The organism is Bradyrhizobium monzae, from assembly GCF_021458635.1.
GTDB lineage: Bacteria > Pseudomonadota > Alphaproteobacteria > Rhizobiales > Xanthobacteraceae > Bradyrhizobium.
Genome location: NZ_JAIRDQ010000018.1, coordinates 1 through 21,153, shown reverse-complemented (window position 1 = coordinate 21,153; position 21,153 = coordinate 1). Strand labels below are relative to the sequence as shown.

Here is a 21,153-nt window from a genome sequence, read left to right as displayed (position 1 = left end):
GCAGTGGCCGGAACCGGCCATCCCGGTGCTTCCTTCTGCATAGGTTACACCACCTTCCCTTGCACGGATCGTCAATGCATGTCGCGTTTCTTTAGTAGTCTGACTACAGCATCCCGCGACAAACTTGGTCTTAGTGCGTTCAAGTTTGAACCGCATCCGACATGTCGGAACTCACCCGCACCAGCATCTTTCCGAAATTGTTGCCACGCATCATGTCGATGAAAGCTGTTGGAATGGTGTCCAGGCCTGTGCGAATATCTTCGCGATACTTGACCCTCCCCGCAGCCACCAGCGGCCCGACATAGGCTAGCATCTCATCAAGGTATTCCTCGGCGAAATCGCGAGCCTCGACGTTCTTAGCCGTGACGTTTCGCGTTTTGAAGATTGGCTCTGCAAGCTTCATCAGCGCCGCACGCTTGGCGACGCCACCATCCTCGTCGCCGTAGGTGGAGATGGTACCGCAAATGGTCATTCGAGCGTCCTGATTGAACAAAGGCAGCACGGCCTCGAACACCTTGCCACCTACATTCTCAAAATAGACGTCGATGCCAGCCGGGCATACCGCGGCGAGATCAGCCTTCAGAGTTGGCGAAAGGTGGGAGACGCAGGCGTCGAAACCCAGATCTTGGGTTACGAATCGGCACTTGGCATCACGGCCTGCGATTCCTACGACGCGTGCCCCTCGCTGCTTGGCGAGTTGGCCGGCAATTTGTCCCACTCCGCCCGAGGCCGCCGAAACGACCACGGTTTCTCCAGATTTGGGCGAAGCCATCAGATCCATTCCTGCATACGCTGTCAGGCCCAGCATTCCCAGCACGCCCACGGCATGCGAAATGCGCCCTACGGACGGATCGAGCTTGCGCGGGACCATATAGGCGGGCCGCCAGACGCCCTCGCCGATCAGCCCGTACTCAGCCCAACCGTTGGTGTCGAACACGAAGTCGCCGGGGGCGTACCCGTTGAGCTTGCTCTTGATCACCTGGGATACGGTGCGCGCATGACAGGGCGCGCCATCCGGCGCGATGCGTTCGCGCGCGTAGTACCATTGATAAGGATCAAGGGACACATAGATGGTCCTGGTCAGCGCTTGCCCCGGACCGGGCGTCGGGACCTCGCGTTCCTTTCGCACGAAGGTGTCCGCCTGAGGGAAACTCGGCAGCGGTCCATCCGCTAAAGTCCAGTATTGATTTCCTGTCATCGCTCAGTCCCTCTTCTTGGCGAAGCTCACGATGTGGAGTTGCCCTCGACATCCATTCTCAAAGCAACGCTGGACGCTGTGATCTCGCGCCAGTCTCAGTTGGCTGGTAGGACCTCTTGGTCTTATGTTTGCTACGCGATCGAACATTATCTAGGTTGCGAAACCCGAGAGGTAGCTGATGTCCTAATTCCAATCCCGCGTACCGCCGATGGCTAATCTCAAACACTTCCCCTCAAAACAAGATAGCCCCAATGTCGCGAAGCATTTCACCGCTCATAGGAATTCATCGTAGAATTTCGGATCAGCCGCCCAGTTTTTGGCAGATTCTCTGCGCCGTTTGTTGCCGTAGTTTTTGGCGGTTATTTCCGATAACAGGCAGAGTGAAAATCGTCTTGGCACACAGCATCTGTGCGATGGGCCGGGGCTATGTCTCGGTGGTCCTGATGAATTGCGGTCGGCAGCTGGAGCAACGCATGGGCGACGCGCCGCTGCATACCATCATGATGATGATGGTCGCCGCTGATCTGGCCGGGCATGATCGACTATTCTCTGTTCGCGTTGATCGACTCCTTCACGCAGTCGGATCACGGACTTGAGGTAAGCCGCGATACAACCAAGGAGATCAGATTCTAGTCTAGACGTTCAGCGACGAGCGACAGCATGGGCGCTGCGGAATTGACCGGCGGAGTAGTGTCAGCCGGTTTCCGAGTGCGCAGAGCGAATCGTGCCCACCATCGCGGGCGAGCTGCCGTGGGTACAGCGCATCCGCGCCTTTACCATCTTCGCTCTGACTAGCCTCCTGCTGCTTCGCTCCGATACGCCATCGACATTTGCGGCTGGGCTGCTTCGATTGCAACTGCCACCGACTGGATGATTGCTGCAAAGCGCACCGCGGTTTGGACTGTGCTTGCGGCGAGCCCCGCGTCCCGTAGCACGTTCTCATGCGCCTCCATGCAGGCGCCGCAGCCGTTGATGGCGGAGACCGCGAGCGACCACAGCTCGAAAACAACCTTGTCGATGCCGGGATTGCTGATGACGTTCATACGTAGCCGCGCCGGCATGGTTCCGTACTCCTTGTTTGAAGCAAGGTGCACGAATCGATAGTAGATGTTGTTCATCGCCATCACCGATGCCGCGGCCTTGGCGGCCGAGACGGCCGCCGTGGTCAGTTTCTCGGCGGCGAGCGCCTCGAACGCCGAGATCAAGAGCGGATTTCGAGAGGCTACCGCGCATGCCAGGAATAGACCAAATTTGGCCTCTTCGTCGAGCGTCACATCGGACACCATTGACGAGAGGTTGAGCCTTACATCCTTCGCGAAGTCTGGAATGCGGCTCTTCAGTTCGTCGATCGACATTGGCGCGTCATGCCACCTTCAACGTTTGGCCGCCGACCTCGCGGTTGCAAGGGCAGAGCTCGTCGGTCTGTAGGGCGTCGAGCACACGTAGAGTATCGCTCGGTGCGCGGCCGACGTTGAGGTTGGTCGCGTAGACGTGCTGGATCATGTTGTCGGGATCGACGACATAAGTGTAGCGATAGGCGACGCCGTCGGGTGAGCGCACGCCGAGGCCGTCGACCAACGTCCCGTTGGTGTCGGCGAACTGCCAGATCGACAGCTTGTGCAGATCCTTGTGATCGCGCCGCCAGGCGAGCTTGCAGAACTCGTTATCGGTCGAACCGCCGAGCACCACCGCATCGCGCTCCTCAAAGTCTTTTGAAAGACGGGCAAATTCCGCGATTTCGGTCGGACAGACGAAGGTGAAATCCTTGGGATAGAAGAAGATGATTTTCCATTTGCCGGGAAAGCTACTCGCCGTCAGCGTTTCAAACGCGCTTTGTCCCTTTTCCTCCTGAGCGTGAAATCCAGGCTTCACGCCGACGACTTCGAACGAGGGTAGCTTACTTCCAATTCCGAGCATGATTTGCTGTACCTTTCCTGTAGACTCTGATCGCTATTTCACGCGCGACTTCTGGCCGCGCGGTAGCAAAAGTTTATAACCGCCACAAATGCCGAACGTCGGAAAGACCCCCGCATCGATCGCCCATCGGTCCCCAATACAATCACCGGCTCACCATGGCTGGCCGAACCGTCACAAAGCTGGCTAGAGACGCCGACTGGCGTCGGCCCCACGTCAGGCGCCTGAGCCCCCAGGCTAGCGACATGTCGGTAGCACTCCCGACTTGAGGAGAGGCACCGAATAGGCACTCGCCTTGACCTGAAATTCGATGCAGAACGGGCTTCGAGAGAACACTAATTCTCAGAGTTGAGGGCCTCCAGCGCCTGACGATGAACCATATGGCACCTCCAAGCGACCATCTCCTTCCAATCCGACGCTTGCGGGTAAAAATGTAGCTTGGTCGCGCGTCTAATCTGGCGTCCAAGGTCGGAATCAGCCGCCTTTGGCTGATGCATGAACAACCAGTGGTCATTTCGAAGTACCACTCGTCCGGCGGGCCTTTGGTAAGTTCCAAATTCCAGGCAGACGTAGGTATGTCGGCTCCCTAAGGCACGCTGCCAAAATGCGTCCTGACTACCAAGAATAAGCACTGATGAGGAGGTGCCAAGATCCAGCGACGTCACCGAGGAGCCAAAGATTTTCACGGCTCGCTCATAACCCTCTGGTCCCGACGACTGCTCACATGCCAGCTCACCATAGCCGAAAGGTCCGAGCCCGGTGTGGTAATCAATAATGATAACGTTCTCGCGACCCGCTATGTCAAAGTCCGTCGCTATCTGCTCGAGAGTTCGCCTGGCTTCAGTGGGTTTAGTTCCCCCGTAGAACATGCCCCCCGGCCTGGTATGCTGCCCACCCGTTAATGCCTGTCGAAAGGCTTGTTCGCCGTGTGCTGCTTGATATGCCGCGAACTCAGCCTCCGCGCGCCGGACTCCCTCCTCTGAAACGTCCGCAGGGACAACATACTCAGCCATTTCCTCGTATCCAGCATTTTGCGGGAGCGGTTCGGCAAAGTCGATGAAATTTCGATTGAGATCGCACCCCTCTGCCGTCACTCGGCGGTCCCAGGCGAAACCGTAGCAATTGAGGGCATGGACAATGAGCACGGCCGTAGACCGCGGAAGTGCTTCGTGGAGCTTAGCTTCCAAGAATAGAAGTTGTCCGGCGGACCCGCAGTAGCCTTCTGCGCCATGCGTGCCGGAAACCAGGACAAGGAGATTCTTAGCGTCTGGGCGTCCGATATAGGACGCATCCGTAAAGAGCGCTTCGCCATACGGTCCGGTCGCGTGGGACCGATACGCTCGCGACGTCGGCGCCGCTGCCAGGAATTTACGCCTCGCTTCGAGATACGTATCAGAAAACACAACCGGAACGAGCTGCTTTGCACTATCAAGATTCATTCTGCTCAACCTACTCCCCGCGATCCAAGTGGTGCCTCAAGACGCAGCGCCATTTGACCGATTTCCATGCCAGTACCGCTGTCTAGTCTTCATCAACACCCGATTCCGCATGTGTTGCCCCACCGAATTCTTACTGCCAGCTGACAATCCAGCCGATCGACCCCATCACTATGGCTAACATGCCGATATCAAATTCGCCGATCTGTCGTTCGGGATGGGGCGGCATTCTCACGTCGACGTTGGAAATTTGATGAATTTCATCATGCTTCGGCTTGCTGCAGCGATGGAAGCAACTCGGAGGCGACCGGCCTTAGCGGAGCCGAACGCAGCACAATCGCCATAACTGCGGCGGACGACGAAATCCTTTCACCCAACACCGGCTTCGTCGCATTCAACCATTCTCAGACGTCTGCTCCGCAACATGGGACAGGCATCACCCTCAGCTCGGATAACAACCCAGTGCATCGCGAGGCGAGACTGACACTTCACAGCGTAACTCTCGAAACGCCTCCAGCGGACGGCACCCTCCAGCTGAACACGGCTATCGCGCCTGTGTCTCCGACCGGTATGCGGCGCTGAAGATCACGATCCAAGGCTCCTAGAGGCAGGACATCCTCAAAGTAAGAGGTCATAAGCTTAAGCCCGCGCGCTCGAGAAGCCTACCGACGGAACGAGACCGATCACTTCAGCAAGCTCCACATCGTGACGCGCCTCAACGGAGCCGGGATGCAGGCAGGCCGACGCCGATCTCGTCTTCGGCGCGCCGGCGCTGATCGCTGTTGATCAACGCCAAGCCAACTCCCGGCCCGGACTGCTCAGCGGCGACAGCTCGGCGGACTACTTAAAGTAGACGAAAAAGCGAGTTTCGATACTCTCCCGGGGCGTCGCGTCCGGGAACGCTCGACGATTATCGAATGCCGTGTGGGCCGACCTCGGATTGCCATAATCTTCCGAATCGTAGCCCTTGAAGAGGATGAACTCGTTAGGCTTCATATCCGAAAAGTAATACCAATGCTGCCCAGGGCTGTGTTGAAGAAGCCAAAGCGCACTTTCGATGTCCACACTTGGATCGGTACGACAGTCCTCGACGATATCGGTATCAACGACCGTGCTGCCATCCACCAACGCCAAGGGGAAATCCTGCGGCGCTGGCGAAAGGGCGCACCAAGTCTGAATGAGCATCATTCGGGAATACGACCGAGATCGGAACCCATTAGCTTGATCGGAGAGCGCGGCTATTACCGGGGCGGACTTCGGCGAAAAATCGATATGCGCAACTCGCGCGCGCCCACGGGTAGCCCCAGCGACTTTGGCCGCGTCAGCAGAGCGATGGATGGCGGCCCCAAGACCACCTTGTGCGTAAGGAACAACCCAAGATGCATTGAAGTGGCTTTTGAGAAAGGACGCCATCTCTTCCACATACTTGGAAGTCATGACCCGCGGATCGCTTTCATTCAAGCTAGAGATCGCGTGGTTCACGAGAATAAAACCCTCTCGGTCAAGCGAGAGCTTATCTACGATGGGACGCGCGTCGCGAATTGATACCTCATGGCTTACAATTTGGTTGACATATCCAGACACCTCGTAAGTTGGCCCCTCGCGGGAGGTCCGTGGAACAAACCCAATCTCGCCCTTCACGGAATCAAGCTGATCACGTTTCACCTGAGCCGCCGTATTCGCTCCCATCGCGTCTACCTATCTCTCTCGCTAGCCCACTGGCGCTAGCCCACTAATTGTTGGCAGGTTAACGTCAATTCGCCGATCCCGTGAGTGCGAAATTTGGTCCGCAGCGGGGAATTTCTGCAAAAATTGACTGCTTTTCGCTTCATTTCGACGCCGCCGTTGACGAGAAGTGGCGCCCGCTGGATCCGAGGTGCGCAAAAAAATAGTTCGAAGTCGGCTGGGATCCTAAGGCACTTGGAAACGTCCGGAGACCGAAGCGGGTCCAGGTGGTGTCACCGAGGAAATTGACGTTCTGGGTGATCAGGCCGAGCTGCTTCAGCGACCAAGAGATGCGACTTTGATAATGATGCCTGGCGAAGGCGATCGAACCGACTTCTAGGAAGGCTTCTAGCTGTCTCTCCTCATGCTAGTCCAGCGAACGAAGCTCAGAAGCTCGTATGTCTGGAGGGCGCGCAGCCACTTCACTTCGGGAGCTCCCAGTCCCTCGTTAGGCGAACCGACGACGAGAGGCTGGGTTAGGTTTGCGGCGTCAGCCGGCGCGTATTGACGTAAAGCTCGAGGACAAGGATGATCCGGCTGACCGGATCCGAGCCTGCGAAGGTGGCTAGCTCCTCGTGCGGCGCGACGCCGCGTAAGGAATCGACTCTGTCGAGCACGTACAGGTCGCCCCCAAAGATCGTGGTTGGCACGCTTTGGGTTCTACACATTGTCAAACTTTGGCTCCGCCATGTCGCCGCTAACCGCGCAATTGCGTAGCTGCGACAAAAACCGTCCGTTCAAACAGACCGACATCGAAATTCTGCGGAATTCAGGTACTTTTTGCAGCCTTTCCGCGCGTCATGCCACTTATCATTGGTTACGAAACATAATGTAGGATCCCGCAGCGGCCATGGACAAACCGACGCAAACAACAGTTCTGATTACAGGCGCGAACGCAGGCATCGGTCTTGCTCTCGCCACGCGATATGCTGGTGAGGGCGCTGCGGTCATTGCGACGTGTCGCAATCCCGCAGGCGCGGATGATCTCAAGGCGCTCGCAGCATCTTCCGGCGAGCGCGTCCGGATCCTGCCGCTGGACGTGGCCAACGAAGTGTCCATCGCGTCTCTCAAGAGAACCCTTGGCGATGAGCCAATTGATATTCTCATCAATAATGCTGGAATGAATCTTCAGCCGAAGAACCAGGTTGTGCCCGAAAACTGGATGACCGTCATGCGCGTCAACGCGCTCGGGCCGATGTTGGTCGCGCAGGCATTCCGCGACAACTTGGTGATGAGCTCGCAGAAGAAGCTTGTTGCGATCACGAGCATCCTCGCATCTATCAGCACCGCCAGAGACGGCAATTTCGCTTATCGCCAATCGAAAGTCGCTCTGAATATGGGTATGCGAGTCCTTTCGCGAGATTGGGCGGATGATGGGGTTTTGGTCGGTCTGCTCAACCCGGGATGGGTCGGCACCCGAATGGGCGGAGATTATTTTTGGATCACTGCAGACGAGTGCGCCGAAGGTCTCTCCCTGAGAATCGCCGAGCTGTCGCCGGCCAACAGTGGTGTATTTCAGGACTACAGGGGTGTGGTGAGTCGCTGGTGACCATGTGGTTTTTCGCACGATGGACGCTTGTCTAGTAGGTACGACGCAGCCGCATGACTTAGCTGGTCAATGGGGTCGTGAACGCTCAGTGAGTGTCATAGTCTCGTAGCGATGGGCGGCTGGGTTTTGGCTGCTGAAGTCCTTCAGCCGGCTCTAACGACTTAGAGCCGTGCTTGCATCGATCAGCCGGTGTTCGCTCGAGTCACCTGTCCGGCGGCAACGCTCACCTTCTTCTCGAGCGTCGCCGCTTATCTCAGCGGTCCGCTTGCCCCGTCTGCAACTGACGATGTCGTGTTGGGCTCCGACCGCTACTACGCCGTTTCTTTGATTTTGGCTGCGCAATCTTCGAAGGATCGTGCCAAACTTCGGCCCAGTCGGGATGTCTCGGCAACCCCATCAGCTGCGTTGCGACTCTCGGACCACTGCACGCCGAGCCCCAGGATCGAGGGAGGCCCTCAGGCTGATATTCGAATGGAATCGTGCCTGATCATGGGAGCTCTCGCAACCCGTAATGCGCTTTATTTTGTCCGTTGTTCGTTAACAGCATGCCAGATTCGGCGGCTAATGGGCTTTGGCATCCTCAGAGCACCTTGCCTGGATTCATGATGCCGAGCTGGTCGAACATTGCTTTTACTTGCCGCATCAATTCCATTGCGACTTGGTCGTTCACGTCGGGTAGTTCATTGCGCTTAAGCACGCCAATGCCGTGCTCCGCGGAGATCGACCCCAAGCTTGAGCCGATCGCATACGGGTCTGCGTTGACATCATTCCAGCGCGCCATGAAGTCGGCAGCATTCGAACCGATCGGCTGACTGATATTGTAATGGATGTTCCCGTCGCCGAAGTGTGACCTACGGCTACCGGCCGAGCTTCGGGAATCAGCTTGGTAACGGCGGCATCGGCCTCTTCGATGAAGATTGGCACCGCAGACACGGGAATGGAAACATCGTGTTCGATGGAGCCGCCTTCCAGCTTCTGCGCCGCCGACACTTCTTCGCAGTAGAGAGACTTCTTCGCAGTAGAGAGCGTCTCGCTGGCCAAGGTTGGCGGAGATTACCGCATCGTCGATGATATCTCGGTCAGGAGCCTTCGTAAGGATCGTCTCCAGTGTGGCTCGCGCATCGTCGCGCGGAGAGGACAGTTCCAGCAGCACATACCAGGCGTGCTTGCTCAAGAGCGGCTCGCGGACATCGATGCCGTGGCGAACCGATAAATCGACCGCAAGGCTTACGTGTCAGGATGGCCGGCCCACAATAGACTCCGAAGGCCGTCGAGAGGCTGGATGGCTCGATGAACAGGCGATCGATCCCATCGACTGCTACGATATCTTCTAGCCGCTCAAACCCGGCCACACTCTCGATCTGAACGAAGGAGGTAAATTCCCTCGTCCGCCCGCGCGAGACATAATCGTATGCTGCCCGCGCGCTGCTCTCGTGAGGCCCGGCGCCAAGCCGCGCGCTCTGGCAGGACCATAGCAAACGGCCCGCATGAGTTGTACAACCTTGGACGCTCAACTGAAGGCCTAGCACCGTGGGAAAGCCCACGTCGAGGTGCTGCTTTTTCAACCCAAGCATCCCCAACCCCTACGCGCGCGACCAACTGAACCGGAGAGGCTGCTATCGCCTGCAGGCGTGGTAGGTGGGTGTGGTTCGGCGCGTGCTCACTGTCGAAAGGAGCCTATCGAAACTGGAAATCGCGCAAATCTCAGCAGTGTTCGCTACGCCACGGCCTTGAAAGCCGAGTTGCACGGTCTAACCGGCGCCTCCTTGAGGATCTTCGTTTGCTGAGGGCCGAGCTGACCGGTCCGCCATCAAAGATGCGATCAACTCTGAATCCACTCTTGGAAACGAGGGTTCACTGTCTCGAAGTTATCTGCCCAGTATTTATTGTTGATGACGATGCTCTTGGGGTTGTCCAAATCAGGCAGCCATTTGCGCGACTCTTCCGCCATCATCGTCTTGGCTTTCTTGGACGCCGGCAAGCAGCCCAACAGGTCAAATAACCGTGCCTGAACTTCGGGGCGCAGTGTGTAGGCGATTAGTTTCATCGCGTTTTCCTTGTTTGGCGCGCCCTTGAGTATCCCGAGGGAGTCGGGAAGACCCACGTTCTGATCGAAGGAGAAGGCCAAGGGCACTCCGCCGCCTGCATCATTCGACGCTTTGACGCGATTGGCAGAAGTGAAGCTGAAATCGACTTCACCTCTCTGCACAAGGAAAACCGACTGGGGAGTTGCCTTAGCCCATACGATATTCGATTTTATCCGATCGAGCGACTTGAACGCGCGGTCCAAGTCCAAAGGATAGACGTCTTGGGGTGATACACCATCCGCGAGAAGTGCGACCTCCAGCGTCTGGTCTGGAAAAGGGCGGAAAGAGCGGCGCCCAGGAAACGTCTTTAGGTCGAAGAACTCGGCAAAATTTGACGGATGCTTGCCCGGACCGAACCTCTTCGGATCCCATGTTATCCCCATGGTCACGATTTCATATGTCGCATAATCGCTTGTCGGCTCGATCGCCAAATCCGCCAAGTCAAGCATAGATAGGTCCAGCTTGTCCCAGAAGCCCTGCTTGGATCCCGAAGCTGCCCAGGGGCCTGGACCGACAAAAATGTCTATTTCGACGTTGCCGGTGAGCTCCATCGCTTTGATCTTGTCGAGGCCAGGGACGGGGATCGTCTCGACTTTGATTCCTGTTTCTCCGGTGAAAGGAGCGAAGACTGCCTTGACTTGGGCATCTTCATAAGATCCGCCATAGCTGATGATCTTAACCGTATTGGAATTGGCCCCGGCCCGCGAGGGGCCGAACGCCGCCGATGCTACCACGCCGGCCGCGCCGGCAAGGAAGGAGCGGCGTGAGGCCGTGTGAATGCTCTTCTTCATGGACAGTTCCCCTTGTTGAGGCGACTCTAGACACGCGGTGGATATGGCCGGCGCGCGTAAGCTGACGATCGGGTTATGGGCCCTTCCACACAGTGCGACCGAAATGGAGAGCGATCACACGTGCGGGACGGGCCGAACAACTTTCTCGCGTCTCGATCAACCAGCCCCAACGAACGCGCCGGTCTGTGGTCCCCCACTACGGTGCACTTCGTATGAAATGCCCCCTTTTTCGCCTCAGCCTTACCTTGCTAGTCTGGCGCAGAGTAGACTTGCATTCGCGTTTGGGTAGCGCGTTTCCAAGGCCACCAACGCAGCAATTCTGCATTCGGCCACACGACGAGCGGAAAAACGGCGATATATCGTCAGGCTACGAGCGCGACCACTTTGCGTCTTTTCTGAGGCTCAATGGTACACGACATGGCGCGAATGCCGTCGTGTCAGACGACCAGCCAAAGTAAGACCGCCTCGAAAGCCGAACCGCTTTGACCCCAGAGCTGGTCGCCGGGGCAATGTTAGGTACCGCAAATATCGTGAGTACTTGGCTAACCTCTTCGCTCCACGGCTAAGCCACGCGCCGAAGGCCCGGTTCATCGCGCGCTCGCGCCGGCCAGAAACCTCGGCTGTGTGCTGCCTTCATCGAATTGACAGCCGCGCGACATCGAACCTGCGCCCCCGACAGTTTGCCAGTTTGCAACTTGCGGGACCCGAAGGTAAGTGAGGGCTGGCTATCCTTTCGTCGGGGGCCTCTGCACGTCATTGTTCGAGCGGTTGTATTGAGTACTAAAGGTTAGTGTCGGGAGTTCGGCGTTCGCCGGAGTGATATCGGTCGCCGCTGATCTGCTCCGGTGGCCCTACCGTTGTCCCCGAGCCGCTTCCGCCAATACGGCGAGCCCGGAGAACACGATGAAATTCATCGAATTACCGACGTCTATGTGAAAATACCGCGCCATCCGAACGAATATCAGCGAATTTGATATCAACGCAGAGCTATGTTGATGGACAAAGTACATGCCGAGGCTCGGGTCTTTCGTTTCGTCGCAAAACAGTCGCAGCAACGCATGAGCTGCGGCCGGTGATTTGCAGTGCCTGTCTTTCTAGCCGACGGCTCCGGCGATTGTAGTAAATTGAGGAGGATCTTTATGAGTTCAGTCGAGAAACAAGCGCACGGCGGACCGAACAAGGAGGAGCGCTTTCGGGTCGTAAAGGCCGATCGTCTCACCAGCATCTGTGTGGCGCTGCTACAGGCGGCCGGCGCATCGGAGGGGGAGGCGCAAGCGGTCGCCACCGGCTGTGTCAATGCCAACCTCGCCGGCCATGACTCCCATGGCGTCATCGCCATTCCACGCTATATCGCCAGCATCAAAGCGGGGCACATCGTACCGGGCGCGGAGTGGAGCATCGTGCAGGAATCCCCAACCACAGCCGTTATTGATGGCCATTGGGGCTTTGGTTTCCATGTTACTTCCAGGGCAATGGCGCTCACGATCGAAAAGGCAAAGAAGGGCAACGTAGCAGCCTGCACCGTATTCCGCCAAAGCCATGTCGGACGGCTCGCCACTTATCCCTTGATGGCGGCAAGCGCGGGCATGATCGGGCTTGCGACCGCTAGTGCCGGCCTCTCAACAAAAACCGTCGCGCCCTTCGGCGGACGCGAGGCTCGCTTCAGTACCAACCCGATCTCGATCGCCGTGCCCTCCGATCTGGAAGCCCCGTTTCTTCTTGATATGGCGACATCGGCAGTCGCCGGCGGCAAAGTCCGAGTGGCGGCCGCGCGCGGTGAAAAAATCCCCGAGGGCTGGCTCATCGATGTTGACGGACGGCCCACCACCGATCCGCGCGACTATTTTAAAGGTGGCGCGTTGCTGCCGCTCGGAGGGACGGAGGGTTACAAGGGCAGCGGCCTCGCCGCAATGGTGGACGTGCTATGCGCGCTTCTGACTGGCCTTGGTTTCGGCGTCGACCCGAGCGATCGAGACAGTAATGGGTGCTTCATGGCGGCATTCAACGTGGCAGCGTTCCGCCCGCTTGATCAATTCAAGAAAGAGGTCGCCGATTTCGCGCGCTATCTTAAGTCGACGCCGCCGTCCGAGGGTTCATCCGGAGTGTTCTACCCCGGCGAGATCGGATACTCCCGCGAGCGGGAGCGGAGGGCAAACGGCATCGAAATCGAGAACGAGACCTGGGAAGGGCTCCACGCGCTTGCGCGTGATTACGGGATTGCGACCGAACTTGGCCTCGCGTGAACTGGGCGAACGGCACGGACAGGTGGCGCTCCCCATTCAGGAGGGCAGACTGCCCGAAGGTGCAAAGTGGTGTCTGTAGCTGCTCGACATTTCGCGGTTGCGGGTCGCATCTTCAGAGCTGGTAGGCATCACATGACCTCCTTCCGCGGCCGGGGGCCGATCACCATGGCACTGATCATCACGTCTACATAGCCAATTACCAACCGCTTCGTGGAGCTCGCCCTCCTCCACCGCGCTGATCGCCATGGCGAGGGTGACACCCCAGAAGCGTTATATCAGCATGCATAGCTGTCGAAGCGTACTGTCGTGCGCCCCACCCGAATGATTTCTATTTTGAAACAAAGGCCGGCAAACGTGTCATGGTCAGCGCCGTGATCACCAAATATCTCAGGGCGAAACCGACACTTCCGCGAAAAGCAAAAGACTCTCACGCGCTGAATAATTCTATTGAAAGCCCGTTGGCTGCCCTGTTGGGTGCGATAGCCGCTGTACCGCCGGATTAAGGAGAGCGGCTATCAACATCCTCTCGAGGGCAGTCGGCGAACGCGCGACTTCACGGAAATACAGATACGATCGCGTCAAACCGCCTCCGCGACAGAACCGCATCAGCCGCCATCAGAGAGACTTCCGGAATTCGGTGACAAGCCCGACGTTTAGGTCAGGAGGATGGGGCCAGGGACCCAGCAGGCGGCGAAGATCCGAGGCCACTTAGAAGGACGTATTTCATCTCAACATACTCCTCGATCCCGTATTTGGACCCCTCGCGACCGATCCCGGATTCCTTAATCCCGCCGAATGGTGCGACTTCAGTCGAGAGGACTCCATCGTTGACGCAGATCATACCGTACTCAAGCGCTTCCGCGACGCGAAAGACGCGCGCCAGGTCACGCGCGTAGAAATACGCGGCCAGACCGAAGCGCGTGTCATTGGCGAGACGAATCACTTCAGCCTCGTCTTTGAACGGAATAAGCGTGGCGACGGGGCCGAAAATTTCCTCACGACTGATAGCCATCTCTGGCCTCACGCCCGTCATGACTGTGGGTTCGAAGAATGTGCCGCCCAGCTCATGGCGCTTTCCGCCCAACTCGATCCTGGCCCCGCCCGCAACCGCATCCGCCAACAGTCGCTCGATCTTTTCGACCGCGTTCATTGCGATAAGCGGCCCCTGGGTGACACCTGCATCAAAGCCGTCTCCCACCTTCAGCTGACTAACGCGCTCAGACAGCTTCTGCTGGAACAGTTTATAGATACCTTCCTGGACAAAGAACCGGTTTGTGCAAACGCAGACTTGACCCGCATTGCGATACTTTGACAGAAGCCCACCCTCGATTGCAGCAGCGAGATCGGCGTCATCGAATACGATGAACGGCGCATTGCCTCCAAGTTCAAGCGAGACTTTCTTCACTGTTGAGGCACATTGGGTCATCAACTGCTTGCCGACCTCAGTGGACCCTGTGAAGGACAACTTCCGGACGAGCGGGTTTTGTGTCAGCTCGAGTCCCACGGAGCGGGCGCGGGTGGTAGGCACGATATTTAGGACGCCAGCAGGAAGCCCAGCGCGCATGGCAAGTTCGGCCAAGGCGAGCGCGCAAAGGGGCGTTTCGTCCGCCGGCTTGACAACCACCGTGCAGCCCGCAGCGAGAGCCGGCGCCACCTTCCGCGTGATCATTGCCATTGGGAAGTTCCAAGGCGTGATGGCCGCCACCACCCCAATCGGCTGCTTGAGAACCAGAATTCGCTTGTTCGCGCTGTGAGTCGGAATGACGTCGCCGTAAAGGCGTTTGCCCTCCTCGGCAAACCACTCGATGAAGGCGGAGCCGAAGCTTACTTCGCCGCGGCTTTCGGCAAGGGGCTTTCCCTGCTCAGCTGTTATCAGCGCAGCGAGATCATCCTTCGCCGCCATCACAAGATCGAACCACCGGCGAAGCACGGCCGCTCGCTCTTTAGCAGTGAGCGCACTCCAGGCGGGAAACGCCGCCGCCGCGGCCTCAATTGCGACCCGCGCGTCAGAAACGTCCAGGTCCGCAACGTCCTTCAGCACCTCGCCGTTAGCGGGATTGCTCACCTTGAAGCGACGCCCATCTCCGGCACTGGTCCAGGTGCCATCGACGAATGCGTCCCTGCGAAGGAGTAGAGGGTCGGCAAGATTGAGCATTGCGGTCTTTCCTAAATTGAAGACAACCGTTCTCTCGCGGTCGCCCTCTTCAAAGGGAGTTTGTCTGCAGTTCTACATGAGCAGCACAACGCAGGCCCCTGCGCGTGGTGGAAGCAAGTGTAACTCTAGTCCACTACGCGGGCCGAATCCCGCTGTTTTCAGCCCGTCTAGCGCAGGAGTCCGCCGCAGTTGAGGGTCTGCACGCGCCTTCGTAGAGATTAATATCTGCTACCATTTTCTTACGTATTGATAGAACCGAGTAGAGGGTTCGTGAGACGTGGCGGGAACGAGCTGTTATGCCTCTTGCTGCTGTGGGCAACTTCGCGTTCATGAACTTCTCATCACCTATTCGGACAACCTTCCGCCAGGCACGCATTAGTATGGGAAGGGGAACGCGGCTTGGGGTACAGTGATGTGCCAACAGCCGCCGCGCACTCCTTTTGCTTCGCTCGGAGGCAGCTCGCATTGGAAGATTCACGGGTAGTCGGAATTTTATTTGCCACATCGAGCGGCGGGTTGCCTTCTCAAAGTGAGAGAGCGCCTCTCGCTCCTGGTCCTTCAATCCTGGTGCGTCGCGGATGGCCGCAGGCCCAGACGCTCGCGCAACGAGATCGCGAGCGCCGTTAGCATCTGGATGTCGATAAACCAAGACTTGCGCCTGAACGCTAGGCTGGCTCTCGTCGAGAAGCTCAGAAATGGAAGAGGTATCGCAGGTCGCCACCACGAGGATCTTTCTAGCGTGTGATTGCGATTGTTGACTGTAGCCTCGACGCCCACACAATGCTCGCTGAGCTGCGATCGCCAAGCTCATATGACCTTGGGAAGAATGACGTAGGCCTTACGAACCGTCTCAATAATGTTCCATTCCCCGTTCGTGTTCGGATGGAAATATATGGAGTCTCCGGCTTCGAGAGCGATTGTCGCACCACCATCGGGCGTAAACGTACAACATCCGGATAGAAAAGTTGAGAACTCCGCCTCGCTTACTTGACGGCGCCATCTTCCCGGCGAGCATTCCCAAACGCCGGCGCTGGTCACGTCGCTCGAAGACTTGAAAGCGACCTTACTGCGCATAATGGAGACCGGATCGCCGATCGGGCGGGAAACCGGACTGATGCTGTCGAGTTCATCGACCGGCAGATTGACGGAAGCTTTGAGGACAACTGGAGCCATGGTCTGTTCCTTCTCGTAAATGAAATGTCAGTTGCGCCGTGAAGGCACATAACCGACGGGAGCGAGGTTCGCGAGCGCGAGAGTAAGGGGGTCAGGGCGGCGGGCACGGTCTTCCAGCCCCTCTTTTCTGCGCAATGCCTCGCGCACAAGGATGGAGCCGACATAACGGAAAGGCTCTACCGGGAATTTCTCCACATCGTCACGGATCAATCCGCACTCGGACCACTCGTTGACCTCGTCAAGAGCAAGCGAGGCAAGTATCTTTCCACCCAGAACAGTTGGCCCGACGCCCTGACCGGAAAAGCCGATGCCGAAAAATACGCTGGGGTGATTGTCTAGACGACCAAAGAAGGGCAGACCATCCACAGACCTATCGATCGGACCGGTCCATGAGGATTCGATGTCCGTGCCATCGAGCATCGGGTAAAGCTTGCGGAAGCTATCCTCCACCTCGCCGGTTCTGGGCGATGGCCCTTCATAGTGATCCGCTACCTGCCCGGCGAATGCGAAATGCCCTAGCGACTTGCCGAAAACAATACGGCCATCCGGCGTATTTCGGTAATAGTTCAAGAACATGCGGGAATCACATATTGCGACGCCCGCAGTAAATCCGATCTCGTTTAGCTTGTCGGGCCTGGCCGCCGTCGCGATCATGTCGCTCGATACGATCGCGACCTTGCGCCGCAAATAGGGAAATTGAGCTCCCCATGCGTTCATGGCCAGAACGACCTTCTTGCTTGAAACTGAGCCTTTGGCCGTTATCACCCTTGGCGTTTCGGTGCGCTCAAGACGGATCATAGGCGAATGCTCATAGATCGCCACGCCCAGTTTCTGGGCGTGACTTCGGAGGCCGAGGGCAAGTATGGCCGGTTGGACGGTGGCGGCATCTGGTTCGAACACACCAGCTAGGTTGCGATCCGTGCCGCCCAAGCGTACCACTTCCGCGTTGTCGAGAACCTCAAAAGGCCTCACATTGTGCTTGGCGAGTTCATTAATCAGGATATTCCAGCAACCGATTTGCGGCGCGGAGGTCGCAGTCCACAACCATCCATCTGCACGAAATTCCGCCTCTATTGCATTCTCCCGGCAGAAGGCGCCGATCTCCAGCACCGCTTCCGCCGAACTTTTCGCAATTCGGGTAGCTTCATCGGTGCCACATATCTTGTGCAACGAAAGATACTTGGCCCAATAGCTGGTGATGAATCCGCCATTGCGGCCGCTTGCGCCCGCTCCGCACAAGTCCTTCTCCACCACCGCGACTTTGAGCGAGGGCGAGCGTTCTTTGATCCGGATGGCTGTCCATAAGCCGAGGTACCCGCCGCCGACGATCGTCACATCGGCCGTGACGTGCGTCGACAAGGACCGCGCATAGGGCTCCCCAAGACGGTCGAACGCCTGCTTCAGCCAAAAATTGTCCATCGCGACCCCGTTGAAAATTGCCTAGGCATTCAAAATAGTGCTATCGAGAGCATATTTGCGTCGCAGTTTCCTGTGGTTCGGATGATTTCCTGCATCATCCCGGGCCTTTCGCGGTGAAATTCGTCTCAAGGCCGGAGGCGGTTTATGCAATACGATCGAATAGACGCTCGCATCCTTGAGATCGTGCAAAAGAACAACCGCCTAACTTCCGAGGTGATCGGCGAAATGGCGGGGCTTTCCGCTACGGCGTGTCAACGACGATTGAAGAGGCTTCGTTCGGAGGGGATTATCGAGGAGGATGTCTCGATCGTATCGCCGAAGGCGGTAGGAAACCCTATTCAAATGCTTGTGCTGGTAACCTTAGAACGGGAGCGTTCAGATATAATCGACAGATTCAAGAAGGCCATCAAATCGTCGGGTGCAGTCGTCAATGGATTTTACGTCACCGGCGACGCGGACTTTGTTCTCTACATTACGGCGCGCACCATGGAAGATTATGAGCAATTCACCCGCCGATTCTTCTACGAGAACAAGGATGTCAAGGCGGTCAAGACAATGGTCATAATTGATCGCGTGAAGGTGGGCTTCGCTGTTCCAATTGAGGCTCCGCCAGAGGAGTGATGCGCGCGCCCATTTGTCTCGGCCCGCGGATTTTATGCCTTTCAGGCCGGCATCACACCTTGCCTTGACAGCGCGTTCAGACGAAGGCGCAAGATCGGGCGTTGATACATCGCGATAAACCTACCCGTCCACTCCATCCGGCATCGATACTTACGTGCTCATTATGAATTTCGTGCGACTCGCAGAGGCATTCAGAGCGCAGTCGCGTAGGCCCGTGTTGCTTTGAAGGGCGCGGCTTTTCGTTACTGGTTCTATCGGGACTGGAGCCGAGGCGCAGCTTCCCTCGCCGGCTTTCCGAAAGAGCTCAGATTGCTGCTCTTGTGGACGCTAGAAAGGCGACATGGATGGCTCTCGATTCAGCAATGTGTCGTAGACTGCCGCCACTTTGGTACATCTCAGCAGATGTCTATTAGCTGATCCGCCGAGCATAAGGCGGCCGTGAGACTGTACAAAGCTCACACCGTCGCGCTCGATCAAGCGCTGGCCCAATCTTTATCATCCACGTCAAAGGGAGCGCACCTCGTTGTGAGGTCGTTACGGAAAAAGACCTCGGGTGCGCTTAGCCGATTGCACCACGTGAACACCGATCGCCATGGCCGCCATGCGATGAGAGATCTTTTCGCGGTTCGCGCGAGCTATCGTTTGCTGAAACGAGCGTTCGAGAATTCTGTAAAGACGATCGAATACTTCAGCTTCTTCCCAGAATAATCGCTGGAGATCCTGGACCCATTCGAAATAGCTGACGATGCCCCCCTGCATTGCAGAGAATATCGGGGAGCACAAAGATTTCGTCGCCTCGTTGGTTCAGGATAGCGTCAGCCTCGGGCGTAGTTGGACCATTGGCCCCTTCCGCGAGAATGCGGCATTTGAGCATCGGGGCATTTTCGCCCGTAATCACCCGCTCGATCGCAGCCGGCACTAAGACATCACACGTGCTGACGAGGAGCTCCGAGGGCTCAATGAGCCCCTGGGTAGAGAAGCCGGCAAGTTGCCCTCGCTCTGCAACGTGGCGCCGCAGCCGGACCAGGTCGAGGCCGGCGGGATCGTAGTAAGCGGCCGTGTGGTCGCTGACGCCAATTATCTTGAAGCCTCTCTCGGCCAGCGAATATGCTGTCACTGACCCAACGTTGCCAAACCCTTGAATGATCGCTGTCGCGCTGCCCGCCTCGATGCCAAGGTGCTCGAGCGCGCGACCAATGAGATAGGCTACTCCACGCCCAGTCGCTTCTCGCCGACCAAGTGTGCCTCCTGCTGATATCGGTTTTCCGGTGACGATCTCGTTGACCGTCTGTCCCTGATACATAGAGTATGTATCCATAAACCAGGCCATCACCTGCTCGTTCGTCCCCATGTCCGGAGCCATAACGTCAGTGTGCGGACCGACAAAAGGAATCATCTCCTGCATGTAGCGTCGAGATAGCGCTTCGAGTTCGCGTGATGAAAGCGCGTGAGGATCGACGGGGATGCCTCCCTTTGCTCCACCATAGGGAAGTCCCGCCAGCGCACATTTCCAGCTCATCCAAATCGCCAGAGCGGCGACTTCACCAATATCCACCGATGGCGCGAATCGCGTTCCGCCCTTGGTTGGCCCCAGAGTAAGGTGGTGTTGCACTCGGTAGCCTTGGTAAACCTCCGTCCGGCCGTCATCTCTATGAATTGGGCATGATACTGCGATTGCGCGCTTCGGGTAGAGCAGTCGATCCCTGTCCATTTCCGAGATCTGCAGGTGATTAGCGACGCACTCGAATTGCTGCCTGGCCATTTCGAACACGGGGCCGCCATAGATTACTCTATTCATGTATCACATCTTCCGATTTGCCTGTTTGAGCGTGAATCAGAGGGCTGAGGTTTGGGAGAGGGAAAGCTGCCGGCCCAGGAGGGGAAACCAATGAGCGTTGGCGGCGAAGGAGGATTGCGACGAACGAGTTCAGGAAATAATGCTCATCCCACGTAAATTGCATCCAGCAGCCGCAGTTTTAGAAGCTGCTGCGACGTCCGCGCATTCGAGTCCCTCAACGCCCTTCGGTCCCGACCATTGCTAGTAGTAGAATACGCTCGGCACGGAGAAGATAGTCGACCAACCTCTGTCGGAATGCGCATTTATTATGCGGTTTCTCATCTCTGTTGCAGAAGTTAATCGCGGAAGCTCAGCCAAACGTTCCCTCGCCTCTCGGTCTGACGCGCCTACCTTCACGGCGGCCAAAACCCGAGCTCGTAGAGACGGGCGGGGGGCGGAAGCCATTGGTGTCGTCAACTGCGCGGTGCTGACAGGATTCACGCGGGACTACGTTCCGCTCGTGGCCTCACTCACGTGCCGGGCCGACGTCGCATTCGGCCGCAAAGCACAATTTGACCACGAGAGCTCCACATTCCTGAAGCGGTTGGACCTGACGGCCACAACATGGTCAGGACGGGAAAGAATCCCGACCGAGAGAGAGAGAGAGAGAGAGAGAGAGACGTGAGCTGCTGGCCGGTTCAGTGGACGGCCGGTTAAGCTAATCCCACCTTCTCGAACTCAACAACGCTGAGATACCCGATGGTCGAATCACGCCGGGTCGCATTGTAGAACCCAACGAACACATCTGCTCTGGCCTCGTTTCTCGGTAAGCGCGAAGCCGATACCCTGGCTTCAGAGTTAGAATGGATATGCGAAGAAGCCTCCGGCTTGGAACGGAGGTTTGGATGGGATTGGACAGCAAAAAGAACGTCCATTTGGACGGCTCACCGGTAGGGCCGGTGAGCCGGCTGGAGGTCCTCGAAGGACCGTCGGGGCGCCGTGTGCGTTCGGAGGCTGAGAGAGCCCGGATTGTCGCGGAGAGTCTGCTACCCGGTGCCCAGGTGT

Annotated in this window: 14 protein-coding genes and 1 pseudogene; 3 read left to right on the top strand and 12 right to left on the bottom strand. The window is 57.4% G+C overall.

Annotation, left to right across the window (positions count from 1 at the left end; translation table 11 throughout):
• Positions 1 to 139 precede the first annotated feature (139 nt).
• The 6 genes from K3F49_RS37665 to K3F49_RS37640 all read right to left on the bottom strand — a co-directional run bounded on the left by K3F49_RS37665 (position 140) and on the right by K3F49_RS37640 (position 6,890).
• Entirely contained in the window at positions 140 to 1,198 is a 1,059-nt protein-coding gene (locus K3F49_RS37665; protein ID WP_234685919.1) for an MDR family NADP-dependent oxidoreductase, read from the bottom strand.
• Between the two features lie 791 nt (positions 1,199 to 1,989).
• On the bottom strand, positions 1,990 to 2,553 hold the full coding sequence (locus K3F49_RS37660) for a carboxymuconolactone decarboxylase family protein (protein WP_234685918.1): 564 nt from the start codon (positions 2,551 to 2,553) through the stop codon (positions 1,990 to 1,992).
• Between the two features lie 7 nt (positions 2,554 to 2,560).
• A complete protein-coding gene (locus K3F49_RS37655) occupies positions 2,561 to 3,115 on the bottom strand; it encodes a peroxiredoxin (RefSeq protein WP_234685917.1) in 555 nt (184 codons plus the stop codon).
• 332 nt (positions 3,116 to 3,447) lie between these two features.
• A complete protein-coding gene (locus tag K3F49_RS37650; RefSeq protein ID WP_234685916.1) occupies positions 3,448 to 4,551 on the bottom strand; it encodes a DUF2817 domain-containing protein in 1,104 nt (367 codons plus the stop codon).
• 837 nt (positions 4,552 to 5,388) lie between these two features.
• Entirely contained in the window at positions 5,389 to 6,213 is an 825-nt protein-coding gene (locus K3F49_RS37645) for a CmcJ/NvfI family oxidoreductase (protein WP_234685915.1), read from the bottom strand.
• Positions 6,214 to 6,749: 536 nt separating this feature from the next.
• The gene (locus K3F49_RS37640) at positions 6,750 to 6,890 is read right to left on the bottom strand and encodes a hypothetical protein (RefSeq protein WP_234685914.1); all 141 of its coding nucleotides are present in this window, start codon (positions 6,888 to 6,890) and stop codon (positions 6,750 to 6,752) included.
• Between the two features lie 233 nt (positions 6,891 to 7,123).
• On the opposite strand from K3F49_RS37640, the gene K3F49_RS37635 reads away from it, so the two are divergent.
• Complete coding sequence (locus K3F49_RS37635) at positions 7,124 to 7,822, top strand: SDR family oxidoreductase (RefSeq protein WP_234685913.1); 699 nt, start codon at positions 7,124 to 7,126, stop codon at positions 7,820 to 7,822.
• A gap of 580 nt (positions 7,823 to 8,402) precedes the next feature.
• On the opposite strand, the gene K3F49_RS37630 is transcribed toward K3F49_RS37635, so the two are convergent.
• Positions 8,403 to 8,996 carry an FAD-binding oxidoreductase gene (locus K3F49_RS37630; RefSeq protein WP_234685912.1) on the bottom strand — a complete coding sequence of 198 codons (594 nt, stop codon included), beginning with the start codon at positions 8,994 to 8,996 and terminating at the stop codon, positions 8,403 to 8,405.
• A 648-nt stretch (positions 8,997 to 9,644) separates the two neighbouring features.
• Positions 9,645 to 10,700: an ABC transporter substrate-binding protein gene (locus K3F49_RS37625; protein WP_234685911.1), complete on the bottom strand. Its 1,056-nt coding sequence runs from the start codon at positions 10,698 to 10,700 to the stop codon at positions 9,645 to 9,647.
• Between the two features lie 1,139 nt (positions 10,701 to 11,839).
• On the opposite strand from K3F49_RS37625, the gene K3F49_RS37620 reads away from it, so the two are divergent.
• Positions 11,840 to 12,943 carry an Ldh family oxidoreductase gene (locus K3F49_RS37620; protein WP_234685910.1) on the top strand — a complete coding sequence of 368 codons (1,104 nt, stop codon included), beginning with the start codon at positions 11,840 to 11,842 and terminating at the stop codon, positions 12,941 to 12,943.
• Positions 12,944 to 13,601: 658 nt separating this feature from the next.
• Here the strand turns inward: K3F49_RS37620 and K3F49_RS37615 are convergent.
• The 3 genes from K3F49_RS37615 to K3F49_RS37605 all read right to left on the bottom strand — a co-directional run bounded on the left by K3F49_RS37615 (position 13,602) and on the right by K3F49_RS37605 (position 17,690).
• On the bottom strand, positions 13,602 to 15,098 hold the full coding sequence (locus K3F49_RS37615; RefSeq protein ID WP_234685909.1) for an NAD-dependent succinate-semialdehyde dehydrogenase: 1,497 nt from the start codon (positions 15,096 to 15,098) through the stop codon (positions 13,602 to 13,604).
• Positions 15,099 to 15,905: 807 nt separating this feature from the next.
• On the bottom strand, positions 15,906 to 16,271 hold the full coding sequence (locus K3F49_RS37610) for a cupin domain-containing protein (RefSeq protein WP_234685908.1): 366 nt from the start codon (positions 16,269 to 16,271) through the stop codon (positions 15,906 to 15,908).
• A gap of 27 nt (positions 16,272 to 16,298) precedes the next feature.
• Positions 16,299 to 17,690, bottom strand: a complete 1,392-nt coding sequence (locus tag K3F49_RS37605; protein ID WP_234685907.1) for an FAD-dependent oxidoreductase — start codon at positions 17,688 to 17,690, stop codon at positions 16,299 to 16,301.
• A gap of 144 nt (positions 17,691 to 17,834) precedes the next feature.
• Between K3F49_RS37605 and K3F49_RS37600 the strand changes: the two genes are divergently transcribed.
• The gene (locus K3F49_RS37600; RefSeq protein WP_234685906.1) at positions 17,835 to 18,311 is read left to right on the top strand and encodes an Lrp/AsnC family transcriptional regulator; all 477 of its coding nucleotides are present in this window, start codon (positions 17,835 to 17,837) and stop codon (positions 18,309 to 18,311) included.
• Between the two features lie 534 nt (positions 18,312 to 18,845).
• Here K3F49_RS37600 and K3F49_RS37595 read toward each other — a convergent pair.
• A pseudogene (locus K3F49_RS37595) lies at positions 18,846 to 20,109 on the bottom strand (Glu/Leu/Phe/Val family dehydrogenase).
• Between the last annotated feature and the right edge of the window lie 1,044 nt (positions 20,110 to 21,153).